The organism is Microbacterium sp. NPDC079356, from assembly GCF_049545465.1.
Taxonomy (GTDB): domain Bacteria; phylum Actinomycetota; class Actinomycetes; order Actinomycetales; family Microbacteriaceae; genus Microbacterium; species Microbacterium gawkjiense.
This window is the reverse complement of record NZ_JBMWDN010000001.1, coordinates 513,625-531,997: the sequence shown is the minus strand read 5'-3', so window position 1 is coordinate 531,997 and position 18,373 is coordinate 513,625. Positions and strand designations below refer to the sequence as shown.

The window sequence follows — 18,373 nt, the reverse complement described above, 5'->3', positions numbered from 1 at the left end:
TAACGTCGAGGTCATGATCGTTGCAGAAGGCCTCACGAAGAAGTACGGAGACAAGACCGCCGTCGACGGGATCGACTTCGCCGTCCAACCCGGCAAGGTGACGGGATTCCTCGGCCCGAACGGCGCCGGGAAGTCGACGACGATGCGCATGATCGTCGGGCTCGACCGGCCCACGGCCGGCCGGGTCACCCTGGACGGACGCGAGTACCGGTCGATGCGCTCGCCCTTGACGGAGGTCGGCATCCTCCTCGACGCGAAGGCGGTCCACACCGGCCGCAGCGCGCGCAGTCACCTGCGGGCCATGGCCGCGACCCACGGCATCCCGCGTTCGCGCGTCGACGAGGTGATCGAGATCACGGGTCTCCAGAGCGTCGCCGGCAAACGCGCCGGCGGGTTCTCGCTCGGCATGGGCCAGCGCCTCGGGATCGCCGCCGCCCTGCTCGGCGACCCGCGCACCCTCATCCTCGACGAGCCCGTCAACGGACTCGACCCCGAGGGTGTCCGCTGGGTCCGCCAATTCGTGCGAGCGCAGGCCGCCGAGGGGCGGACCGTCCTGCTGTCGAGCCACCTGATGAGCGAGATGTCGCAGACGGCGGACCACGTCATCGTCCTGGGTCGCGGGCGCGTGCTCGCCGATGCGGGCATCGATGAGATCGTCCGCGCATGGACCCGGACCACCGTGCTGGTGCGCTCCCCCCGCGCGGCCGAGCTCGCGAACGCGCTGGCCGCCGCGGACGTCACCGTCTCGTCCGGTGCCGACGGCGTGCTCGAGGTCACCGGCCTCACCGCCGCGGCGATCGGCGACACCGCCGCCCGTGCCGGCATTCCGCTCCACGAGCTGACTCCGCGCAGCGGATCGCTCGAAGACGCCTACCTCGCCCTCACCGAGGGTGCCGTCGAGTATCAGACTAAGGAGGTCGCGCGATGACCGCCGTCGCCCCGCCCGCTCCCCTGACCCGTCAGACCTCCGCCCCGGGTCACCCGTCGGCCCGGCTGTCGCTCGGTCGCCTCGTGCGCAGCGAATTCCTCAAACTCTTCACGCTGCGCTCGACCTGGTGGTCCCTGGGCATCGCGGCCCTTCTCACCGTGGGACTTGCCGCGATGGTCGCCGGTGCGTCGTCGAGCTTCGGTCCTGGGTTGAGCCCCGTCGCCGCCATCACCCTGCCCGTCCAGTTCACGATGCTCGTGGCCGGCATCCTGGGCGCCATGGCGATCACCGGCGAGTACTCGACCGGGATGATCCGCTCGACCCTCACGGCCGAGCCCCGCCGTGGTCGGGTGCTCGTGGCCAAGTCCGTCGTGATCGCGACGACCCTCGCCCTGCTCGCGGCCGTGACGTCGGCGATCGCCGGGCTCGTGATCATGCCGATCCTCGGCGCCGACGCCTACGCCTGGGGCGACGCGAAGGAGCTGTGGCTGCCGCTGCTGCTCAGCGTGCTGGCCATGGCCACGTTCGGTCTGCTCGGACTCGGGTGGGGGTTCATCATCCGCAACGGTGCCGGGGCGATCGCGACGACCGTCGGCATCCTGTTCGTCCTGCCCCTCGTGCTGCAGGTGTTCATGCTGTTCGGCGAGTCGTGGCAGTGGATCGTCGATCTCGGCCGTTGGCTGCCGGGCAACGCGGCCGCGGCGCTCACGGATCTGGACGGAGAGGTCTTCTGGCCCTCTCTCGCCGCGACCGTCGCCTGGCCCGCGGGCGCCCTGCTCCTCGGCTGGGCCGTGCTGCGCACCCGCGACGCGTAAGGTCATCGGGTGATCACCGGAAGCCGTGGCGACGCCTCTCCTGAGGCCGAGCCGCGGCTTCCGCGTCCCCCCGGCGTCCTCCGGCGGTTCTGGGCGCGTCACCCGGTCCTCACCGACATCGCGATCGCGGGCTTCTGTCTGCTCCTCTCGGTCGCTCCGGTCGTCGCCCTGCCGGACCGGGCCGTCGCAGACGATCGGATCGACCCGCAGACCTGGGACCGCATCTGGCCGGTCCTCGCGTCGGTCGTCGTCCTCGGGAGCTTCGCCCTCCTCGTCCGTCGTCGCAACCCCGTCGGGGTCTTCGCGATCACCGTCCTCGTCGCGGCGGCCTACCTCTTCTCCCCGGTGTCGCTGGGCGGGCCGCTCGTCGGGATCGCGACCTACACCGTCGCGGTCTACCGCGGCAATCGGGTCTGCCTGATCGCCGTGGGAGCGGGGCTCTCGCTGTTGGTCGTCGTGGCGGGCACGCTCGGGTTCAGCGGCATCATCGCCCCCGACATCGCCTGGAACGTCCTCATCGGCGAAGCGCTTCTGATGCTGATCGGAGGGCTCGTCGGCGCGAACGTCGGCGGCCGCAAACGCTACGTCGAAGCCCTCATCGCGCACTCCCGCCGCCTCCTCGTCGATTGGGATCAGCAGGCGCAGCTCGCCGCCGCAGCCGAGCGCGAGCGGATCGCCCGCGAGCTGCACGACATCGTCGCCCACTCGCTGACGGTGATGGTCGCGCTGGCCGAGGGGGTGGCCGCGTCGAAGGATGCCGCGCACGCCCGTCCCGGTGCGGAGGCGATCTCGGCGACGGGTCGCGAGGCGCTCCGCGACATGCGGGCGACCCTCGGCGTCCTGCGGGACACGGATGCCGCTCCCCTCGCGCCCCTCGTCCGTGACACGACGGCGGAGACGGTCGCCTCCGCCCGCGCTGCGGGCTTCGAGACGCACCTCACGGTGGTGGGCGAGCCCGACGTGCCGACGGCGACGCGGTTGGCGGTGTCGCGGATCGTCCAGGAGGGGGTGACCAACGTGCTGCGCCATGCCCGTGCGGCCACCCGCATCGACGTGGACATCCGGTACACCGACGAAGGAGTCACGGTCTCGGTCGTCGACGACGGCCTCTCCGCCCCGATTCCCTCGGCGGCGGGAGGCTTCGGCCTCCAGGGTGTGCGCGAGCGCGTCGAACTCGCGGGCGGTACCGTGACGGCCGGCCCCGGCGAGCAGCGAGGATGGACGGTGCGGGCGTGGCTGCCGCGGGAGGAGCAGGGATGAGCGAGCGACCGATCCGCGTGGTCATCACCGACGATCAGTCCCTCATCCGCCTGGGGTTCCGGATGGTGCTCGAGGCCGCCGACGACGTCGAGGTGGTCGGCGAGGCCGCGGACGGAGCCGCGGCCGTCGACGCCGTCGCCGCGCTCGCGCCCGACGTCGTCCTGATGGACGTGCGGATGCCGGGGATGGACGGCATCGAGGCGACCCGCCGCATCCGTCGCGACCATCCCGGCACCCGCGTGCTCGTCCTGACGACGTTCGACCTCGACGAGTACGCCTTCGGAGCGCTCCGCGCCGGTGCCGGCGGCTTCCTTCTGAAGGATGCCGAGCGGGAAGAGCTCGTCGCGGCCGTCCGGGCGGTCGCTGCAGGCGAGGCCACGCTCTCGCCCCGCGTCACACGCCGGATGATCGAGCTGGTCACCGCGGGAGGGCGACCGCACCCCGAGCCGCACCGGAGCGCCGCATTGACGGCCCGCGAGCAGGAGGTGCTCGACGCGATGGCGCGCGGGCTCACGAACGCGGAGATCTCCGCGGCGCTGTTCCTCGGCGAATCCACCGTCAAGACGCACGTCGGGCGGATCCTCGCCAAGCTCCCGGCGCGCGACCGGGTGCACGCTGTGCTCATCGCCCACGGGCTGGCGGACCCGGGCGACTCCTAACGCGTCTCAGGCCGGTCCGGGACGGGCTCGATAGGATCGGTGGGATGAACGGAACGGGTGCTGTCGACTGGGAGACCGTCCGCGACGGCTTCCTCCGCTTCCTCGTCGATGCGGGCTGGAACATCCTGTGGGTGGCGGTCACCGTCGTGGTGGCCCTCGCCGCGTCGTGGCTGATGCGACGGCTCATCGCCCGCGTCGTGGACCGGATCGTGACGGGCGCCAAGTCCCGCGCGGCCGCCGAGGACACGCGCGCGATCGACATGTCGCCGCTGGCGCGGGTCCGGATCGTCCAGCGCACCCGCACGCTGGGATCGATCCTCACCAACATCGTCAACGTGGCGATCGTGATCGTCGCGGTGCTCACGATCGTGTCGATCATCAACCAGGGGGTGCTCGGCTCCTTCGCCCTGCTGTCCGCGGCCATCGGTGCGGGCTTGGGCTTCGGCGCGCAGAACATCGTCAAGGACGTCCTCAACGGCATCTTCATCGTGGCCGAGGACCAGATCGGCATCGGCGACGTCGTCGATGTGGGGCTCGCGACCGGCATCGTCGAGTACGTGAGCGTCCGCGTCACCCACGTGCGCGACGTCAACGGCACGCTCTGGTTCGTCCGCAACGGCGAGATCACCCGCATCGGCAACATGTCGCAGGGCTGGGCGCGCGTCGTGATCGACGTCGGGGTCCCGGCCGATGCCGACATCGACGCCGTCGAGGACGCCATGCTCACCGCGGCGAAGGATCTCGTCCGCCAACCGAAGTGGCGTACGCGCATCATCGACAAGCCCGAGATCTGGGGGCTCGAATCGATCGACGGGGACACCCTCGTGACGCGTCTCGTGCTGAAGACCCGTCCGAACGCGAAGGACGACGTCTCGCGTGCGCTGCGCAAGCGCCTGAAGTCGGCGCTCGACACGCTCGGTGTGCCGCTCCCCCAGCTCCAGTCCACCCTGCTCGAGGGTGCGGACGCCGTGCAGAGCATCCGCGGAGCGAACCCGCCGAAGACCAAGCCCCAGCAGGTCGCTCCCATCGCCCCGCCGCGGCTGGCGTGGCGGCCGAAGAAGCGCGGGCGCACCGACGGAGACGCACCCGAGGGGAGCTCGGCCCCGTGAGCGAGACCGTGAGCTTCTACGACGAGGTCGGCGGGCACGAGGTGTTCCAGCGCATCGTCGACGTGTTCTACCGCGAAGTCGCCGCCGACGACGTGCTCCGACCCATGTACCCGGAGGAGGACCTCGGTCCCGCCGCCGAACGGCTGCTGCTCTTCCTCGAGCAGTACTGGGGCGGTCCGACCACCTACGGCGAGACGCGCGGCCACCCGCGCCTGCGTATGCGCCACGCGCCGTTCCACGTCAACCCGGACGCCCGGGACCGCTGGCTGCGAGCCATGCGCATCGCGGTCGACGAGGCACACCTGTCGCCGCTGCACGAGGCGACGCTGTGGGACTACCTCCAGCGTGCCGCCCACGCCATGGTGAACACCTTCGAGCCGACGGGCATCGGACCGACCGCGAAGCCGCACGGCGGGTCGACACTGCCGGTGCGTCCCGAGTCCTGAGCCCGTCGTCCGCTCAGCGGATGCCGGTCGCGCGGACGGCGGTCAGCCCCGTCGGGTTGCCCGCCCGGACGAGGACGTGACCGCGGGGCAGCGTGACACGTGTCCACGTGCCGGTCCGGAGGACGGATGCCTCCCCTCCCGCATCCGGTCCGAGGAACCCGAGTGCGTCGGCCGCGAAGGCGACCCCGGCGATGAGCCCGTTCAATTCGGTGTCCTCGGCGCCCCAGACGGCGGCGCGGACGGTACGGACGAGGTCCTCCCCGGGGGACGCGGGCAGCGCACGGGCCACCTCGTCGACGCCGCGACGCACGGCGCGCGCGAGGTTCTCGACCGGCACCGGATCGCCCGGCACCCATCCGCTGCGCGGCGGGGAGATGCCCGCCCACGCCGCTGAGACGCCGCTGTCGGGCAGGGCGACACGGGTGGCGTCGTCTCCCGCGCGGAGGGCACCGGCATCCACCACCAGATCGCAGGCGAGCTCGGGGTCGATGCGTAGGAACCGCATGCCGAGCACCGTCGGGATGTCCTCCCCGAACCCGCGCGGCGAGAGCGGGGCCGCGGAGACGGCGAGCGTTCCGGCGGCGGCGCGGAGCCGGACGGCGGGATCGCCCAGGCGGGCGGCGCGTCCGGCGAACGTGAGGAGGTCTGCCGCCGAGCGCGGGTCGGGGAAAACGAGCTGCGGAGCCATCCGACCTAAACTACCAACCGGGCGCCGCCTCGGGTCGCCCGGGAGGGGACGCTGTGCGCGAATCGGATCACGTCGACGGTTTGCTGGCGGTGTTGGATCTCGCGTCGAGCGATGCCCGCACGACCGAGGACATCTTCACCGGGGTGTCGCAGTCGATGCCGCTCGGCCGGGTGTTCGGCGGGCAGGTCCTCGCACAGGCGGTCATCGCCGCGGAGCGCACCGTAGAGGACGATCGCGCCGCCCACTCGATGCACGGCTACTTCCTGCGGCCAGGTGACTCGACGCGCGGGATGACCTTCTCCGTGGACCGCATCCACGACGGCCGGTCGTTCTCGACCCGCCGCACTCAGGCGTTCCAGGAGGGCGTCCCGATCTTCTCGATGATCGCGTCGTTCGAGACGGATGCCATGGGGCTCGAGCACCAGGACGAGATGCCGGCGGGCATCCCCGGACCCGAGGACCTCTCGGACGACGCGGTGCTCGCCGGACTCCACCCGATGAGCAAGCGGCACTTCGACCAGAGTCCCATCGAGGTGCGTCACGTCGAGCAGCCCCTCTACGCGACGGCGGGCGAGGAGAAGGTGGCGCAGCAATCCGTCTGGGTCCGCACCCGCGGCGACCTGCCCGACGACCCGCGCTTGCACCGGGCCGCCCTCGCCTATATGAGCGATCTCACGATCCAGGAGTCGGTGCTGCGGGCGCACGGCACGTCGTGGTCCACCCCCGGCCTCAAGGTCGCGAGCCTCGACCACGCGATGTGGTGGCACCGCCCGGCGCGGGTCGACGAGTGGCTGCTGTACGTGCAGCAGTCGCCGAGCGCGCAGGGCGGTCGCGGGCTCGCGACGGGCCGGATCTTCTCCCGCGACGGTCAGCTGGTGGCCTCGGTCGCGCAGGAGATCATGATCCGGGTGCCCGCACCCGAGTGAGCCGCCTCAGCGGCGTCCGAGCGGCGGCAGCGGTTCGCCGAGGTAGGGCTCCCAGGCGGCACGCGTCTCGGGCGACAGCCGCACGGGGCGCCCGGTGACGGCATCCACCTGGACGATGACGGTGGATGCCCGTGCGTAGAGCGTGCGCGGTTCGTGGCCCTCGGGCGTGAAGACCTCGTAGTGCACCTCGGCGCTCGATCCGCCGATCTTGCCGAACCACATCTGCACGTCGATCGGGTCCCGCTGGTACGGCACCGGCGCGAGGTACTCGATCTCCTGTCGCGCGATGAGCGTCAGCTGCGCCGCGCCGTGGCTCGCGTCGATGACCGCGGTGGGCACGGCGCGCTCGGTGGCGCCCGGCATCCAGAAGGCGCGGACGCGCGCCTCCTCGAGGAGTTTCAGCATGGACGCGTTGTTGACGTGGTTGTACGCGTCCAGGTCCCCCCACCGGAGGTGGATGGGGACCCGGATGCGGGCCTCAGTCACGCGTCAGCTTACGGTAGGTCGACTTGGCCGGGTTGGCGGCATCCGCGCCCAGTCGCTCGACCTTGTTCGCCTCGTACGCCTCGAAGTTGCCCTCGAACCAGTACCACTGGTCGGGCTTTTCGGCCGTGCCCTCGTAGGCGAGGATGTGCGTCGCGATGCGGTCGAGGAACCACCGGTCGTGGGTGATGACCACGGCGCAGCCGGGGAACTCGAGCAGGGCGTTCTCGAGCGAGCTCAGGGTCTCGACGTCCAGGTCGTTCGTCGGCTCGTCGAGGAGGAGCAGGTTGCCGCCCTCCTTGAGGGTGAGGGCGAGGTTCAGGCGGTTCCGCTCACCACCGGAGAGCACCCCGGCCTTCTTCTGCTGGTCCGGTCCCTTGAAACCGAACTTCGACACGTAGGCGCGCGAGGGGATCTCGGTCTTGCCGACCGTGATGATGTCGAGCCCGTCCGAGACGACCTCCCACAGCGTCTTGTTGGGGTCGATGTTGGCGCGCGACTGGTCTACGTAGCTGATCTTGACGGTCTCGCCGATCTTCAGGTCGCCGCCGTCGAGGGGTTCGAGACCGACGATCGTCTTGAAGAGGGTCGTCTTGCCGACGCCGTTGGGGCCGATGACGCCGACGATACCGTTCGGCGGCAGGCTGAAGCTGAGCCCGTCGATGAGCGAACGGTCGCCGAAGCCCTTCTGCAGCTTCTTCGCCTCGATGACGACGTTGCCCAGACGCGGCCCGGGCGGGATCGTGATCTCCTCGAAGTCGAGCTTGCGCGTGCGCTCGGCCTCGGCGGCCATCTCCTCGTAGCGGGCCAGGCGCGCCTTCGACTTGGTCTGGCGGCCCTTGGCGCTCGAGCGCACCCAGTCGAGTTCTTCCTTCAGGCGCTTGGCGAGCTTGGCGTCCTTCTTGCCCTGGATGTCGAGGCGCTCGGCCTTCTTCTCCAGGTAGGTCGAGTAGTTGCCCTCGTAGCCGATGAGGCGCCCGCGGTCGACCTCGGCGATCCACTCCGCGACGTTGTCAAGGAAGTACCGGTCGTGGGTGATGGCGATGACGGCGCCCTTGTAGGCCTGCAGGTGCTGCTCGAGCCACAGGACGCTCTCGGCGTCGAGGTGGTTGGTGGGCTCGTCGAGGAGCAGGAGGTCCGGCTTCTGGAGCAGGAGCTTGGCGAGGGCGACGCGGCGCTTCTCACCACCGGACAGCGGCGCGATGGCGGCGTCGGCCGGCGGGGTGCGCAGCGCGTCCATGGCCTGCGCCAGCTGGGAGTCGAGGTCCCAGCCGTCGGCGGCGTCGATCTCCTCCTGCAGGGTGCCCATCTCGGCCAGGAGCGCGTCGAAGTCGGCGTCGGGGTCCGCCATGAGGGCGGAGATCTCGTTGAAGCGGTCGAGCTTGGGCTTGATCGCCACGCCGTCCTGGATGTTCTCAAGGACCGTCTTGGACTCGTCGAGCTCGGGCTCCTGCATGAGGATGCCGACCGAGAAGCCCGGGGAGAGCTTCGCCTCGCCGTTGGACGGGGTGTCGAGGCCCGCCATGATCTTCAGGATCGTCGACTTACCGGCGCCGTTGGGGCCGACCATGCCGATCTTGGCACCGGGCAGGAACGCCATCGTGACGTCGTCGAGGATGAGCTTTTCGCCGACGGCCTTGCGGGCGCGGACCATGGAGTAGATGTATTCGGCCATAACGACCCAAGTCTACGGGCGACGCTTCGTCCTGCGGCACCGCGGAGCGGTCACCAGTCGATCGGGCGGGTCTCCCCCACCAGGCACTCCCCCGCGGGAAGCCCCGGCATCACGAGCGCGGTCGGGCCCGGCACCGACGGACCGACCTGCCCGACGAGGCACTCGTCATCGATGCGCACCGAGAACTGGATGCTGTCGGCCGGGAGGCCGACGGACGTCTCGTCGAAGGTGACCTGCATGGCGTCCTTCGCGAATCCGGCGGCGACGAGCGCGTCGACGTAGTCGCGGCCTTTCACGGACTTCGATCCGCGCCACACCTCGTCCATGACGGAGGTGAAGGTCGGCAGGAGCGCCTCCGCCGAGCCGTCCGCAGGACCCGGGGTCCCCGTGGGCGTGGGACCGGGCGACGACACCGACGGCGAAGGAGAGGCCGGCTCGGAGGCACGCGGCGCCGCATCCGGCGCGCACGCGACGAGGGACACGGCCACGGCGGGGGCGAACGCGATGAGAAGCAGGCGGGTTCCCCGCGGGGACTGGTGTCGGCGCACGGGCCAGAGTCTAGGGCGTGCGCCCTCCGAGCCGGCTGGGTCCCCTCAGAACGGCGTCGCGACCGGTTCGGGGCGGTCGACGCGGTCGTCCGCGGAGTCCTCGACCGGCCCGGCCGGTGCCCACTCGGCATCCGCCTCGACCGGTCGGGCCTCTTCCCGCGGCCGACTCGTTCCGGTGAAGACGGTCGTCCCGAACGCGAGGTCGTGCCCGACGGCGAGAGCGTCGATCTCGGCATCCGTCCCCGACTTCTCCCCGGCCTCCCACCGCTTGATCGCGAGGGTGCCGAGCACGACGACGCGTTGGCCCCGTCGGACGGAGGCGGCCACGTGCTCGCCGAGGGCGCGGAACACCGACACCCGGTACCAGCTCGTGTGTCCGTCGACCCACGCGCCGGCCTTCGCGTCGTACCGGCGTTCGGTGCTCGCCACCCGCAGGGAGACCACCGGTGTGCCGTCGGGCAGCCGCCGGAACTCGGGGTCCGCGCCGACGTTGCCGACGATCGTGATGTGATCCTTCATTGCGACTCCTTGAGAGGTCGGGGGCACGGCGTGCCCGGATGATGCTCCGACGCCCGCGTGCCCGGCGGGCGTCGGAGCCCCCTCAGAATCGCGCCGGAGCCGCACGCACGAACGCCTCGGCCCCCGACCGGTGGATCCGATCGGGGGCCGAGGCGTTGTGGAGGAGGCTCAGCTGCGGGCGTACTCGCCGAACCGCGCCCGGACCTTGTTCACCTTCGGGACGGCGACGGCGAGGCAGTAGCCCTGACCGGGGTTCTTCGCGAAGAAGTCCTGGTGGTAGTCCTCGGCCGGGTACCACTCCGTCAGCGGCTCCATGGTGGTGACGAGTCCGCCGCCCCACCAGTCGGCCGCGCGCTCGGCGGCATGCTCGAACGTCTCGCGCTGCGCGTCGTTGGCGGGGAACATCGCCGAGCGGTACTGGGTGCCGACGTCGTTGCCCTGACGGTTCAGCTGCCGCGGGTCGTGCATCGTGAAGAACGCATCGAGGATGACGTCCGACGGGATGACCTCCTCGTCGAAGGTCACCTTGACCGCCTCGGCGTGCCCGGTGGTCCCGGTGCACACCTGCTCGTAGGTGGGCGACGGCACCGATCCGCCGACGTATCCCGACTCCACCGAGACGACTCCGTTGAGAGCGCGGTAGGCGGCGTCGAGACACCAGAAGCAGCCTCCGGCAAGCACATAGGTCTGCATGCGAGACCTTCCTTTCACTGTGGGATCGTCACCGGTGACAACGCGCGCGACGGCTGCGCTGTTCCCCGAGGGAGGAGTGTCGGAGGCCGAGCGTACCGTGTGGAACCGTCGGAGGAGGGTCCATGAGCACCATCGCAGCGAGCACCGCCCACCGGCTCCGTGCGTACCGGTTGGTCGCGGTGTCCGACCGCGTGGCCCGTGTCGTCGACGGGTCGGGCCGCGTGATCGGCCACGTCGCACGGACCGGTGACGGCGACGGATGCCGCTACCTCGCCCGACGCTACCGCGCCTCGGCGGGCGGTTTCGTCGACGTCGGGGAGTTCTGGCGTATGGACGACGCCGTCGCGGCCCTCCACGATTCCCGCTGAGCGACGAATCAGACGATCGCGGCCATCGCTTCGCGCTCCTCGACGGGGTGAAGCGCGGTGCGACCGGTCACCTCCGGCCACACGCGTGCCAGGACGGCGACCGCCTGACGGATCTGCTCCGGCGGTGCGGTGAAGGGCAGGCGCAGGTGTCCGTCGTAGCCGCCGTCCACCGAGAAGCGCGGACCCGCCGAGAGGAGCACCCCCTCGCGACGAGCCGCCAGGACCAGGCCGCCGCTGCGCGGCGCGTCCAGCCCGACCCAGAGCGAGACACCGCCACGGGGCACCGGCACCGACCAGGTCGGCACCGTCTCGCGCAGCGCGGCGACGGCGGCATCCCTCCCCCGCCCGAGGAGCTCCGCCCGCTGGGGCAGGATCTCGTGCATCGAACGGACCAGGCGCGTCGCGACGGCCTGCTCGAACTCCGCCGTCCCGAGGTCCCGCCGCGGCCGCGACGCGACGAGGCGGCGGACGAACGCCCGCTCGGCGCGGACCCACCCCACACGCAGTCCGCCCCAGACCGTCTTGCCGAGGGATCCGATCCGGACGGCGCGCGGGCCGAAGTCGAGCGCGGCGGGGGTGTCGCCGTCGATGGAGAGCTCCGCCGTCGTCTCGTCGATCACGAGCACGGTGCCCGCGCCGGCGGCCGCGGAGCGGAACGTCGCCGCATCCGCCGTCGTCATGCTCCGTCCCGTCGGATTCTGGAACCACGGCATGAGGTACGCGAGGGTGGGCCGGGCGCGGCGGAAGGCCTGGACCGCTCGGTCGAGGTCCCAGCCGTCCTCCACCGTGACCGGTGTCCCCGTCACCCTCGCGCCCGTCGCCTTGATCGCCTCGGTCGCGTGCGGGTAGGTGGGCGTCTCGAGCAGCGCCGTCGTGCCCGGACGCAGGAGGGCGGAGGTGACGAGATGGATGGCGTGCTGGCCGCCGTTCGTCACCAGGATCTCGTCGGGAGCAGTCGGGAGGCCGCGCATCGTGTACCGGTCCGCAATCGCCGTGCGCAGCTCGCTGCTGCCGACGATGTCGTAGCCCGGCCGGCCGACGAGGGATGCCGCATCGGCACCGACGTCGGCGATGATCCCCGCGAGGCCGGGCCACGCGGCCGGACTCGCCTGCTGCAGATCGATGCCGTCCCCGTCGTCGAAGACCCGGCCCGTCCCGCGACGCACCTGCGGGAGCGTCACGCTCCCCGATCCGCGGGTGCTCTCGATGTGACCGCTGTCGCGCAGCGAGCGGTACGCGGCGGCGACGGTCGCGCGGCTGAGTCCGAGGGTCACGGCGAGTTCCCGCTCGGCGGGAAGGGCGGTGTTGGCCGGGATGCGGTTGTCGAGGCAGAGGAGCCGGATGCCGTCGGCGAGGGCTTCGTAGGTGGGCGTCCGCGTCCGCCAGCCGCCGAGGGCGCCGGCGAGGGTCCGGGCGCCGATTCGAGAGTCCATGGTCCACCGATCCGAGATTGGACTGTGTGCAGGAGGCCAATCGTACGCTGGAATGGACTCATGACCCTCCGCCTCATCCGTCTCGTCGTCGGCCTCGCTCTCTTCGGCGTCGGATGCGCCGTGCTCGTCCAGGCCGGCATCGGCCTCGACCCCTGGACGGTGCTCGCAGAGGGACTCGCGCTGCAGACCGGGATCGGCATCGGTTGGATCGTCGTCCTCACCGGCGCCCTCGTCCTCGTGGCGTGGATCCCGCTCCGCCAGAAGCCCGGGATCGGAACGATCGCGAACATCCTCGTCGTCGGGACGGTCATGCAGGGCGCGCTGGCCGTGATCCCCCCGGTCGGGAACTACCTCTGGGGCGTCGTCGTCTTCCTCCTGGGCATCGCGCTCATCGCCGCCGCATCCGGGATCTACCTCGGGGCCGACCTCGGGCCGGGCCCTCGGGACGGACTCATGACGGGGCTGCACGCGCGGTTCGGCTGGCCGATCTGGGTGTGCCGGTTCGCGGTCGAGGGCAGCGTGCTCGTCACCGGATGGCTCCTCGGCGGCACGGTCGGGCTCGGGACCGTCCTGTTCGCCGTGCTCATCGGCCCCGGCGTCCACCTCGCCCTCGCCCTGTCGGCACGCTGGCGGGCGCTGCGTGTGCGCCGAGCGACCATCGCGGTCTGAGCGGTAGCCTGGGGAACGAGCATCCTTCCCTCCATAGCTCAGTGGACAGAGCGAGCGGTTTCTACCCGCCAGGTCGGGGGTTCGAATCCTCCTGGAGGGGCTCCGAGTCGCCGTGACCACGCCGACTCCTGTGGGAGGAGACCACGTGTCAGCTGCGGAGAACGACCGCCTCGTCTGGATCGACTGCGAGATGACGGGCCTCGACCTGTCGGTGGACGAGCTCGTCGAGGTCGCCGTCGTGATCACCGACTTCGACCTCCGCGTGCTCGACCCGGGGTTCCAGATCGTCATCAAGCCGGACGACTCGGCCCTCGCCCACATGAACGACTTCGTCACGAAGATGCACGAGAGCTCGGGTCTGCTGACCGAGATCCCGAACGGCGTCAGCCTCGCCGACGCCGAGTTCCAGGTGCTCGAGTACATCCAGCGCTTCGTGCCCGAGGGCAAGGCGCCGCTGGCGGGCAACACGATCGGCACGGACCGGATGTTCCTCGCCCGCTACATGCCGCGTGTCGACCGGTGGCTGCACTACCGCAATGTGGACGTGTCGAGCGTGAAGGAACTGGCCCGGCGGTGGTACCCCCGCGCGTACTTCAACGCCCCCGCGAAGGACGGCGGACACCGCGCCCTCGCCGACATCCGCGAGAGCATCCGCGAACTCGCGTACTACCGCGAGACGGTCTTCGTCGCCGCCCCCGGACCGACGAGCGACGACGCGCGAAGCGCCGCGGCCGCGACGGTGTCATCGTTCGCCTCGGGTCTGTAATACACTTGTGTGGTTGCCCGGAGACGGGCACATGGTGGGTATAGCTCAGTTGGTAGAGCACCTGGTTGTGGTCCAGGGGGTCGCGGGTTCGAGTCCCGTTACTCACCCACAGACGGGTCAGGTGTGAACTTTCGACCAAGGGACCACCCTTGGAGGAAGTTCGCACCTGGCCCTATTTCTTTGCCTCGGCGGCCCACCAGGGAAAAGCATGGCGAGGGCCACACTTGCTCGGCGTGCTTACCGAGGCACGGAGACGCCCGCCGGAATCTCTAAGCGAGCGAGAGGAAGAGCTTCTCCAGCTCGTCGATGCGCTCGCCGTCGCCCGGCTCCTCGGCTAGGCACTCCTTCAGGGCACCGGCGACCACCAGGAAGCCAGCCCGGTCGACGGCCTTCGACACTGCGGAGAGCTGCTGCACGACGTCGCGGCAGTGGGCCTCGTCCTCGACCGCAGCGATGACGGCTGCCAGCTGGCCGTGCGCGCGCCGCAGCCGATTCACGATCTTGCGCTTCGCCTCCGGGTCGTGCGCCGCGACGATGTCTGGGCTGATGCTCATCGGATTCCTCCTGGGTTGACATCCACCATACTCCCCAGGGTATAGTTTGGATACCCCCCGGGGTATTCAACCTTCATCGACACCGCCAGGAGGGCGAGATGTGCAGAGCCGCGAAGTGCAACATCTGCGGGAAGACGACCTGGGCTGGCTGCGGCCAGCACGTGAACGACGTGCGCCGCACGGTCCCGGCATCCGACTGGTGCCCCGGCCGGCACACGCAGCGCGACATCGATGAGGCGAAGGCCTCGCGACCCGGCTTCCTCGCGCGCCTGTTCGGCCGCTGATCCACTGACGAGAGGACATCACCATGTGCGCACGCATCACCTGCGACCGCTGCGGCAAGCCGAGCTGGGCCGGATGCGGCCAGCACGTCGAGGAGGCCCTCGGGGGCGTCCCGGCGGCCGACCGCTGCCACTGCTGACGACTACAACGACGACGACGACGAACAAGGAGAGCATCATGCTGCTGGAGCGCATCTACGACGAGGACCTCGCACAGGCGAGTTACGTCATCGGTTGCCAGGCGACCGGCGAGGCGATCGTGATCGACCCCCGCCGCGACGTCGACGAGTACATGCGACTGGCCGACAAGCACGGCCTGCGCATCGCGCACGTCACCGAGACCCATATCCACGCCGACTACCTCTCAGGCACCCGCGAGTTCGCGGCGCGCACCGGTGCCCGCATGCACGTCTCCGACGAGGGCGGACCCGACTGGACCTACGGCACCGGCTTCGACGACGCCGACCGGATGCACGACGGCGACGAGATCGTCGTCGGCAACGTGACGCTGCGAGCGGTGCACACCCCCGGCCACACGCCCGAACACCTGTCGTTCCTCGTGACCGACGGCGCGCAGGCCCAGGAGCCGGGCTTCATGCTCACCGGCGACTTCGTGTTCGTCGGCGACGTCGGCCGACCGGACCTGCTCGACGAGGCGGCCGGCGGCGTCGACACCCGCTTCGAGGGCGCTCACCAACTCTTCGCGAGCCTGCGCGACCGCTTCCTGACACTGCCCGACTACGTCCAGGTGCTGCCAGCGCACGGTGCCGGCAGCGCGTGCGGCAAGTCGCTCGGCGCGATCGCGGCGACGACCGTCGGCTACGAGCGCGCCTTCTCGTGGTGGGCTCCCTACCTCGCCGCCGACGACGAGCAAGGCTTCGTCGACGAGCTACTCTCCGGCCAGCCCGACGCCCACGCGTACTTCGCCCGAATGAAGTCCCAGAACCGCACCGGCCCCGCGGTGCTCCACCCCCGCGCACCGCTCCCCGAGCGGTCCACTGCGGAGGTGCAGCACCTCCTGGAGCGCGACCTCGCGATCCTGGTGGACACTCGGGACCGCCGGCAGGTGCACGACGGCACCGTGGTCGGTTCCCTCAACATCCCGGGCGCAGCGAAGGCCGCGACCTACGGGGCGTGGGTCTACGATCCGGAGGCGGAGCACCGGCCGCTCGTTCTCCTCGCGGACGACCGCGAGGAGGCGGAGCGGATGCGCGACCACCTCGTGCGGGTCGGCATCGACGCCGTCGACGGTTTCATCCGCTCCCTCGACGGGCTCGAGCTGGTGCAGCCCCGACTGCTGCAGCCGGAGGAGCTCGACGGCCTCGCCGACGTGAACCTGGTCGACGTGCGCGGCAGCTCCGAGCACGCCGACGGGCACATCCCCGGCTCCGCGCACCTCAGCGGCGGCCGCGCGCTGTGGCACCTCGACGAGTTGCCCGCGGACGGCACCGTCGTGACGTACTGCCAGAGCGGCGTGCGCAACAGCGTCGTCGCCAGCGCACTGCGCCGGGCCGGCGTCGACGTCGTCGAGCTCGACGGCTCCTACCTCGGGTGGCTCCAGACAACCGGGCGCGAGCCGGCGACCAGCTGACCGCCGAGGATCGAGGCGCCCGATGACGCCGACCGCCACCATCGCCGTTCTTGCGCTCGCCCTGCTGGTCGGCATCAGCCTCGGCCTGCTGGGCGGCGGCGGCTCGATCCTCGCCGTGCCCATCCTGACCGCCGTCGGCGGCGTGGAGCCGCGAGCCGCCATCGCGTCGTCACTGCTCATCGTCGGCACGACGAGCGCCCTCGGACTGCTGCAGCACGCTCGCGCGGGCCGCGTGCGCTGGCGTGTCGGGGTAGTCTTCGGAGCGGCCGGTGTCGTCGGCGCGCTCGTCGGCGGGCTGCTCGGCCGCACGCTGCCCCCAGGCGTGCTCATGGTGCTGCTCGCCGGCACGATGATCGCCGCCGCGGTGGCGATGCTTCGCCGGCGCCCGCGTCACGACCGGGCGGAGCCCGCTCGGCCGCGCATCGCCCTCGTCCTCGTGCTCGGAACGGTTGTCGGCTCACTCGCCGGGCTGGTCGGCGCGGGGGGGCGGCTTCCTCATCGTCCCCGCGCTGATCCTGCTCGCCGGCCTGCCCGCGTCGGCCGCGATCGGCACATCCTTGCTCGTCATCGCGATGCAATCGCTCGCCGGGCTCGCGGCCCAACCAGCACTCCCCGACATCCTCTGGGCGCTGGTGCTGCCGTTCACCGCAATCGCCGTGGCGGGCTCCTTCCTCGGCTCGGCGCTCACCGGCCGCATCCCCGAACGGGCACTGCGCACCGGATTCGCGGTGCTCGTGCTCAGCGTGGCCGTCGCGCTGCTCGTGCAGCAGCTCGCGCTCCACCTCCCGCTCACCTGAACGACACCGCTCACCGGAGAACACCATGACCAGAACCCAGCTCGCCGGCCTCGCCGGCCTCGCGCTCGCCGCCGTCACGACAGGCTGCGCATCGACGCCCCCTGGCAGCGTCGCAGCTCCAGCGGACGCCGTCGTCATCGACGTGCGCACCGCGCCCGAGTTGGCATCCGGTCACCTCGACGGCGCGGTCCTCCTCGACGTGTCGAACGGCGACCTCGCCGCGGCACTGCCCTCGCTCGACCCTGATGCGCCCTACTTCGTCCACTGCAGGTCCGGCAGCCGGTCAGCACAGGCGGTCGCGCTCATGCGCGAGGCCGGCTTCGCGGACGTCACCGACCTCGGCGCGCTCAAGAGCGCGTCAGCGGCGACCGGCCTCGCAATCGGGCGCTGACGCCGGCCCATCCGACCATCACCGATCCAGGGAGCAACCCCGAACATGACCACGCGTGACATCACCATCGAAACGATCGACTCGACCATCGCCGGCGACGGCATGGTGCTCCTCGACTTCTGGGCGGCATGGTGCGGCCCCTGCCGCAGCTTCGCGCCCGTCTTCGACCGAGCTGCCGCGTCGAACACCGACATCGTGTTCGGTAAGGTCGACACCGAGGACCAGCAGCAGCTGGCCGCGGCGTTCCGCATCACGTCCATCCCGACGCTCATGGCCTTCCGCGACGGGATCCTCGTCTTCTCGCAGCCCGGCGCGCTGGGCCAGGCCCAGCTCGACAGCCTCATCGCCGGCGTCCGCGCGCTCGACATGGACGACGTGCGCCGCCAGGTCGCCGAGCAGCGCGCAGCCGCCGAGGCGCCGTGACTTCCCGCCGCCGCGCCCCGGTCTGCGCTCCGGGAAGCATCGAACGCGTCGTGCAGGCCGCTGTCGGCGCGCTGACCGGCGCGTTCGCGCTCAGCAACCTGCACGACGCGCCGCTCGCCATCGCCGCCACGCTCGGCGCTGCGCTCCTCCTCACCGGCGCAGTCCGCGGCTGGTGCCCGGCATCGCTGCTCGCGCGAGTCAGTGCCACCGCCGCAGAGCACAACACGCTTGGCATCCCCGAAGCCCGCCAGCCGCTCGACCAGCGAGGCCCCCGCTAGAGCGCAGGCTTCAGCCGCCCCCTCGTGCTGCCTCGCCGATTGCTAGTCGTCGAGGACGTGTCGTGGGCCGTCG

The 18,373-nt window shown here is 71.0% G+C and carries 24 protein-coding genes, 2 tRNA genes and 1 pseudogene; 19 read left to right on the top strand and 8 right to left on the bottom strand.

The features are described 5' to 3' along the window. Positions 1-13 precede the first annotated feature (13 nt). The 6 genes from ACPEH0_RS02705 to ACPEH0_RS02680 are packed head-to-tail and all read left to right on the top strand — an operon-like array spanning position 14 to position 5,217. Positions 14-928 (top strand): ABC transporter ATP-binding protein, encoded by a 915-nt coding sequence (locus ACPEH0_RS02705; RefSeq protein WP_366213079.1) that lies wholly within the window; start codon positions 14-16, stop codon positions 926-928. Next, on the top strand, positions 925-1,743 hold the full coding sequence (locus ACPEH0_RS02700; protein WP_366213080.1) for an ABC transporter permease: 819 nt from the start codon (positions 925-927) through the stop codon (positions 1,741-1,743). Before ACPEH0_RS02705 ends, ACPEH0_RS02700 begins: the two co-directional genes overlap by 4 nt. A 9-nt stretch (positions 1,744-1,752) precedes the next feature. After that, a complete protein-coding gene (locus ACPEH0_RS02695; RefSeq protein WP_366213081.1) occupies positions 1,753-3,003 on the top strand; it encodes a sensor histidine kinase in 1,251 nt (416 codons plus the stop codon). Then, positions 3,000-3,662 carry a response regulator transcription factor gene (locus tag ACPEH0_RS02690; protein WP_359918660.1) on the top strand — a complete coding sequence of 221 codons (663 nt, stop codon included), beginning with the start codon at positions 3,000-3,002 and terminating at the stop codon, positions 3,660-3,662. Before ACPEH0_RS02695 ends, ACPEH0_RS02690 begins: the two co-directional genes overlap by 4 nt. 44 nt (positions 3,663-3,706) lie before the next feature. Next, the gene (locus ACPEH0_RS02685; protein WP_366213083.1) at positions 3,707-4,771 is read left to right on the top strand and encodes a mechanosensitive ion channel family protein; all 1,065 of its coding nucleotides are present in this window, start codon (positions 3,707-3,709) and stop codon (positions 4,769-4,771) included. Continuing rightward, entirely contained in the window at positions 4,768-5,217 is a 450-nt protein-coding gene (locus ACPEH0_RS02680; protein ID WP_366213084.1) for a globin, read from the top strand. The genes ACPEH0_RS02685 and ACPEH0_RS02680 overlap by 4 nt, the downstream gene beginning before the upstream one ends. Positions 5,218-5,230: 13 nt before the next feature. Here ACPEH0_RS02680 and ACPEH0_RS02675 read toward each other — a convergent pair whose 3' ends face one another. Continuing rightward, the gene (locus ACPEH0_RS02675; RefSeq protein WP_366213085.1) at positions 5,231-5,905 is read right to left on the bottom strand and encodes a hypothetical protein; all 675 of its coding nucleotides are present in this window, start codon (positions 5,903-5,905) and stop codon (positions 5,231-5,233) included. A gap of 53 nt (positions 5,906-5,958) precedes the next feature. Between ACPEH0_RS02675 and ACPEH0_RS02670 the strand changes: the two genes are divergently transcribed. Next, on the top strand, positions 5,959-6,831 hold the full coding sequence (locus tag ACPEH0_RS02670) for an acyl-CoA thioesterase (RefSeq protein ID WP_359918654.1): 873 nt from the start codon (positions 5,959-5,961) through the stop codon (positions 6,829-6,831). 6 nt (positions 6,832-6,837) lie between these two features. Here ACPEH0_RS02670 and ACPEH0_RS02665 read toward each other — a convergent pair whose 3' ends face one another. From ACPEH0_RS02665 to msrA, 5 genes are all read right to left on the bottom strand, one after another. Next, the gene (locus tag ACPEH0_RS02665) at positions 6,838-7,317 is read right to left on the bottom strand and encodes an acyl-CoA thioesterase (RefSeq protein ID WP_253034426.1); all 480 of its coding nucleotides are present in this window, start codon (positions 7,315-7,317) and stop codon (positions 6,838-6,840) included. After that, positions 7,310-8,989, bottom strand: a complete 1,680-nt coding sequence (gene ettA / locus ACPEH0_RS02660) for an energy-dependent translational throttle protein EttA (RefSeq protein WP_217531822.1) — start codon at positions 8,987-8,989, stop codon at positions 7,310-7,312. The genes ACPEH0_RS02665 and ettA overlap by 8 nt, the downstream gene beginning before the upstream one ends. A gap of 50 nt (positions 8,990-9,039) precedes the next feature. Continuing rightward, entirely contained in the window at positions 9,040-9,537 is a 498-nt protein-coding gene (locus tag ACPEH0_RS02655) for a DUF6993 domain-containing protein (protein ID WP_311283781.1), read from the bottom strand. 45 nt (positions 9,538-9,582) lie between these two features. Further along, entirely contained in the window at positions 9,583-10,056 is a 474-nt protein-coding gene (locus ACPEH0_RS02650; RefSeq protein WP_217531820.1) for a single-stranded DNA-binding protein, read from the bottom strand. A gap of 168 nt (positions 10,057-10,224) precedes the next feature. After that, the gene (gene msrA, locus ACPEH0_RS02645) at positions 10,225-10,749 is read right to left on the bottom strand and encodes a peptide-methionine (S)-S-oxide reductase MsrA (RefSeq protein WP_217531818.1); all 525 of its coding nucleotides are present in this window, start codon (positions 10,747-10,749) and stop codon (positions 10,225-10,227) included. Positions 10,750-10,871: 122 nt separating this feature from the next. Between msrA and ACPEH0_RS02640 the strand changes: the two genes are divergently transcribed. Next, entirely contained in the window at positions 10,872-11,117 is a 246-nt protein-coding gene (locus ACPEH0_RS02640) for a hypothetical protein (protein WP_359918648.1), read from the top strand. An 8-nt stretch (positions 11,118-11,125) separates the two neighbouring features. Here the strand turns inward: ACPEH0_RS02640 and ACPEH0_RS02635 are convergent, their stop codons facing one another. Further along, positions 11,126-12,550: a PLP-dependent aminotransferase family protein gene (locus tag ACPEH0_RS02635; RefSeq protein WP_217531814.1), complete on the bottom strand. Its 1,425-nt coding sequence runs from the start codon at positions 12,548-12,550 to the stop codon at positions 11,126-11,128. Positions 12,551-12,610: 60 nt separating this feature from the next. On the opposite strand from ACPEH0_RS02635, the gene ACPEH0_RS02630 reads away from it, so the two are divergent. The 4 genes from ACPEH0_RS02630 to ACPEH0_RS02615 all read left to right on the top strand — a co-directional run bounded on the left by ACPEH0_RS02630 (position 12,611) and on the right by ACPEH0_RS02615 (position 14,092). Beyond that, positions 12,611-13,219, top strand: coding sequence for a YczE/YyaS/YitT family protein (locus tag ACPEH0_RS02630; RefSeq protein ID WP_311862232.1), 609 nt, complete (start codon positions 12,611-12,613; stop codon positions 13,217-13,219). Between the two features lie 27 nt (positions 13,220-13,246). Then, positions 13,247-13,319: transfer RNA gene (locus tag ACPEH0_RS02625), tRNA-Arg, on the top strand. 45 nt (positions 13,320-13,364) lie between these two features. Continuing rightward, positions 13,365-13,985, top strand: a complete 621-nt coding sequence (orn, locus tag ACPEH0_RS02620) for an oligoribonuclease (RefSeq protein WP_082886092.1) — start codon at positions 13,365-13,367, stop codon at positions 13,983-13,985. Between the two features lie 34 nt (positions 13,986-14,019). Next, a tRNA-His gene (locus ACPEH0_RS02615) sits at positions 14,020-14,092 on the top strand. 162 nt (positions 14,093-14,254) lie between these two features. Here the strand turns inward: ACPEH0_RS02615 and ACPEH0_RS02610 are convergent. Further along, positions 14,255-14,539 carry a metal-sensitive transcriptional regulator gene (locus ACPEH0_RS02610; protein WP_016465089.1) on the bottom strand — a complete coding sequence of 95 codons (285 nt, stop codon included), beginning with the start codon at positions 14,537-14,539 and terminating at the stop codon, positions 14,255-14,257. Positions 14,540-14,637: 98 nt separating this feature from the next. Between ACPEH0_RS02610 and ACPEH0_RS02605 the strand changes: the two genes are divergently transcribed. The 7 genes and pseudogenes from ACPEH0_RS02605 (at position 14,638) to ACPEH0_RS02575 (ending at position 18,300) form a co-directional block, all read left to right on the top strand. After that, positions 14,638-14,823, top strand: a complete 186-nt coding sequence (locus ACPEH0_RS02605) for a hypothetical protein (RefSeq protein ID WP_016465088.1) — start codon at positions 14,638-14,640, stop codon at positions 14,821-14,823. Between the two features lie 175 nt (positions 14,824-14,998). Next, complete coding sequence (locus tag ACPEH0_RS02600; protein WP_033107194.1) at positions 14,999-16,411, top strand: MBL fold metallo-hydrolase; 1,413 nt, start codon at positions 14,999-15,001, stop codon at positions 16,409-16,411. 22 nt (positions 16,412-16,433) lie between these two features. Beyond that, positions 16,434-16,838, top strand: a pseudogene (locus tag ACPEH0_RS02595) (sulfite exporter TauE/SafE family protein); the annotation flags it as partial. 22 nt (positions 16,839-16,860) lie between these two features. Next, the gene (locus tag ACPEH0_RS02590; protein ID WP_366213086.1) at positions 16,861-17,208 is read left to right on the top strand and encodes a sulfite exporter TauE/SafE family protein; all 348 of its coding nucleotides are present in this window, start codon (positions 16,861-16,863) and stop codon (positions 17,206-17,208) included. 25 nt (positions 17,209-17,233) lie between these two features. Then, positions 17,234-17,599, top strand: a complete 366-nt coding sequence (locus tag ACPEH0_RS02585; protein ID WP_016465084.1) for a rhodanese-like domain-containing protein — start codon at positions 17,234-17,236, stop codon at positions 17,597-17,599. A 45-nt stretch (positions 17,600-17,644) separates the two neighbouring features. Then, complete coding sequence (locus ACPEH0_RS02580; protein WP_016465083.1) at positions 17,645-18,022, top strand: thioredoxin family protein; 378 nt, start codon at positions 17,645-17,647, stop codon at positions 18,020-18,022. Next, entirely contained in the window at positions 18,019-18,300 is a 282-nt protein-coding gene (locus ACPEH0_RS02575) for a YgaP-like transmembrane domain (protein WP_016465082.1), read from the top strand. The genes ACPEH0_RS02580 and ACPEH0_RS02575 overlap by 4 nt, the downstream gene beginning before the upstream one ends. Positions 18,301-18,373: the final 73 nt, after the last annotated feature.

What these genes read in the sequence shown, in the direction of transcription:
- ACPEH0_RS02705 (WP_366213079.1), top strand. Translation starts at nt 14, where the DNA reads ATGATCGTTGCAGAAGGCCTCACGAAGAAGTACGGAGACAAGACCGCC.
- ACPEH0_RS02700 (WP_366213080.1), top strand. Translation starts at nt 925, where the DNA reads ATGACCGCCGTCGCCCCGCCCGCTCCCCTGACCCGTCAGACCTCCGCC.
- ACPEH0_RS02690 (WP_359918660.1), top strand. Translation starts at nt 3,000, where the DNA reads ATGAGCGAGCGACCGATCCGCGTGGTCATCACCGACGATCAGTCCCTC.
- ACPEH0_RS02685 (WP_366213083.1), top strand. Translation starts at nt 3,707, where the DNA reads ATGAACGGAACGGGTGCTGTCGACTGGGAGACCGTCCGCGACGGCTTC.
- ACPEH0_RS02675 (WP_366213085.1), bottom strand. Translation starts at nt 5,905, where the DNA reads ATGGCTCCGCAGCTCGTTTTCCCCGACCCGCGCTCGGCGGCAGACCTC.
- ettA (WP_217531822.1), bottom strand. Translation starts at nt 8,989, where the DNA reads ATGGCCGAATACATCTACTCCATGGTCCGCGCCCGCAAGGCCGTCGGC.
- ACPEH0_RS02650 (WP_217531820.1), bottom strand. Translation starts at nt 10,056, where the DNA reads ATGAAGGATCACATCACGATCGTCGGCAACGTCGGCGCGGACCCCGAG.
- msrA (WP_217531818.1), bottom strand. Translation starts at nt 10,749, where the DNA reads ATGCAGACCTATGTGCTTGCCGGAGGCTGCTTCTGGTGTCTCGACGCC.
- ACPEH0_RS02640 (WP_359918648.1), top strand. Translation starts at nt 10,872, where the DNA reads ATGAGCACCATCGCAGCGAGCACCGCCCACCGGCTCCGTGCGTACCGG.
- ACPEH0_RS02635 (WP_217531814.1), bottom strand. Translation starts at nt 12,550, where the DNA reads ATGGACTCTCGAATCGGCGCCCGGACCCTCGCCGGCGCCCTCGGCGGC.
- ACPEH0_RS02630 (WP_311862232.1), top strand. Translation starts at nt 12,611, where the DNA reads ATGACCCTCCGCCTCATCCGTCTCGTCGTCGGCCTCGCTCTCTTCGGC.
- ACPEH0_RS02610 (WP_016465089.1), bottom strand. Translation starts at nt 14,539, where the DNA reads ATGAGCATCAGCCCAGACATCGTCGCGGCGCACGACCCGGAGGCGAAG.
- ACPEH0_RS02605 (WP_016465088.1), top strand. Translation starts at nt 14,638, where the DNA reads ATGTGCAGAGCCGCGAAGTGCAACATCTGCGGGAAGACGACCTGGGCT.
- ACPEH0_RS02600 (WP_033107194.1), top strand. Translation starts at nt 14,999, where the DNA reads ATGCTGCTGGAGCGCATCTACGACGAGGACCTCGCACAGGCGAGTTAC.
- ACPEH0_RS02585 (WP_016465084.1), top strand. Translation starts at nt 17,234, where the DNA reads ATGACCAGAACCCAGCTCGCCGGCCTCGCCGGCCTCGCGCTCGCCGCC.
- ACPEH0_RS02580 (WP_016465083.1), top strand. Translation starts at nt 17,645, where the DNA reads ATGACCACGCGTGACATCACCATCGAAACGATCGACTCGACCATCGCC.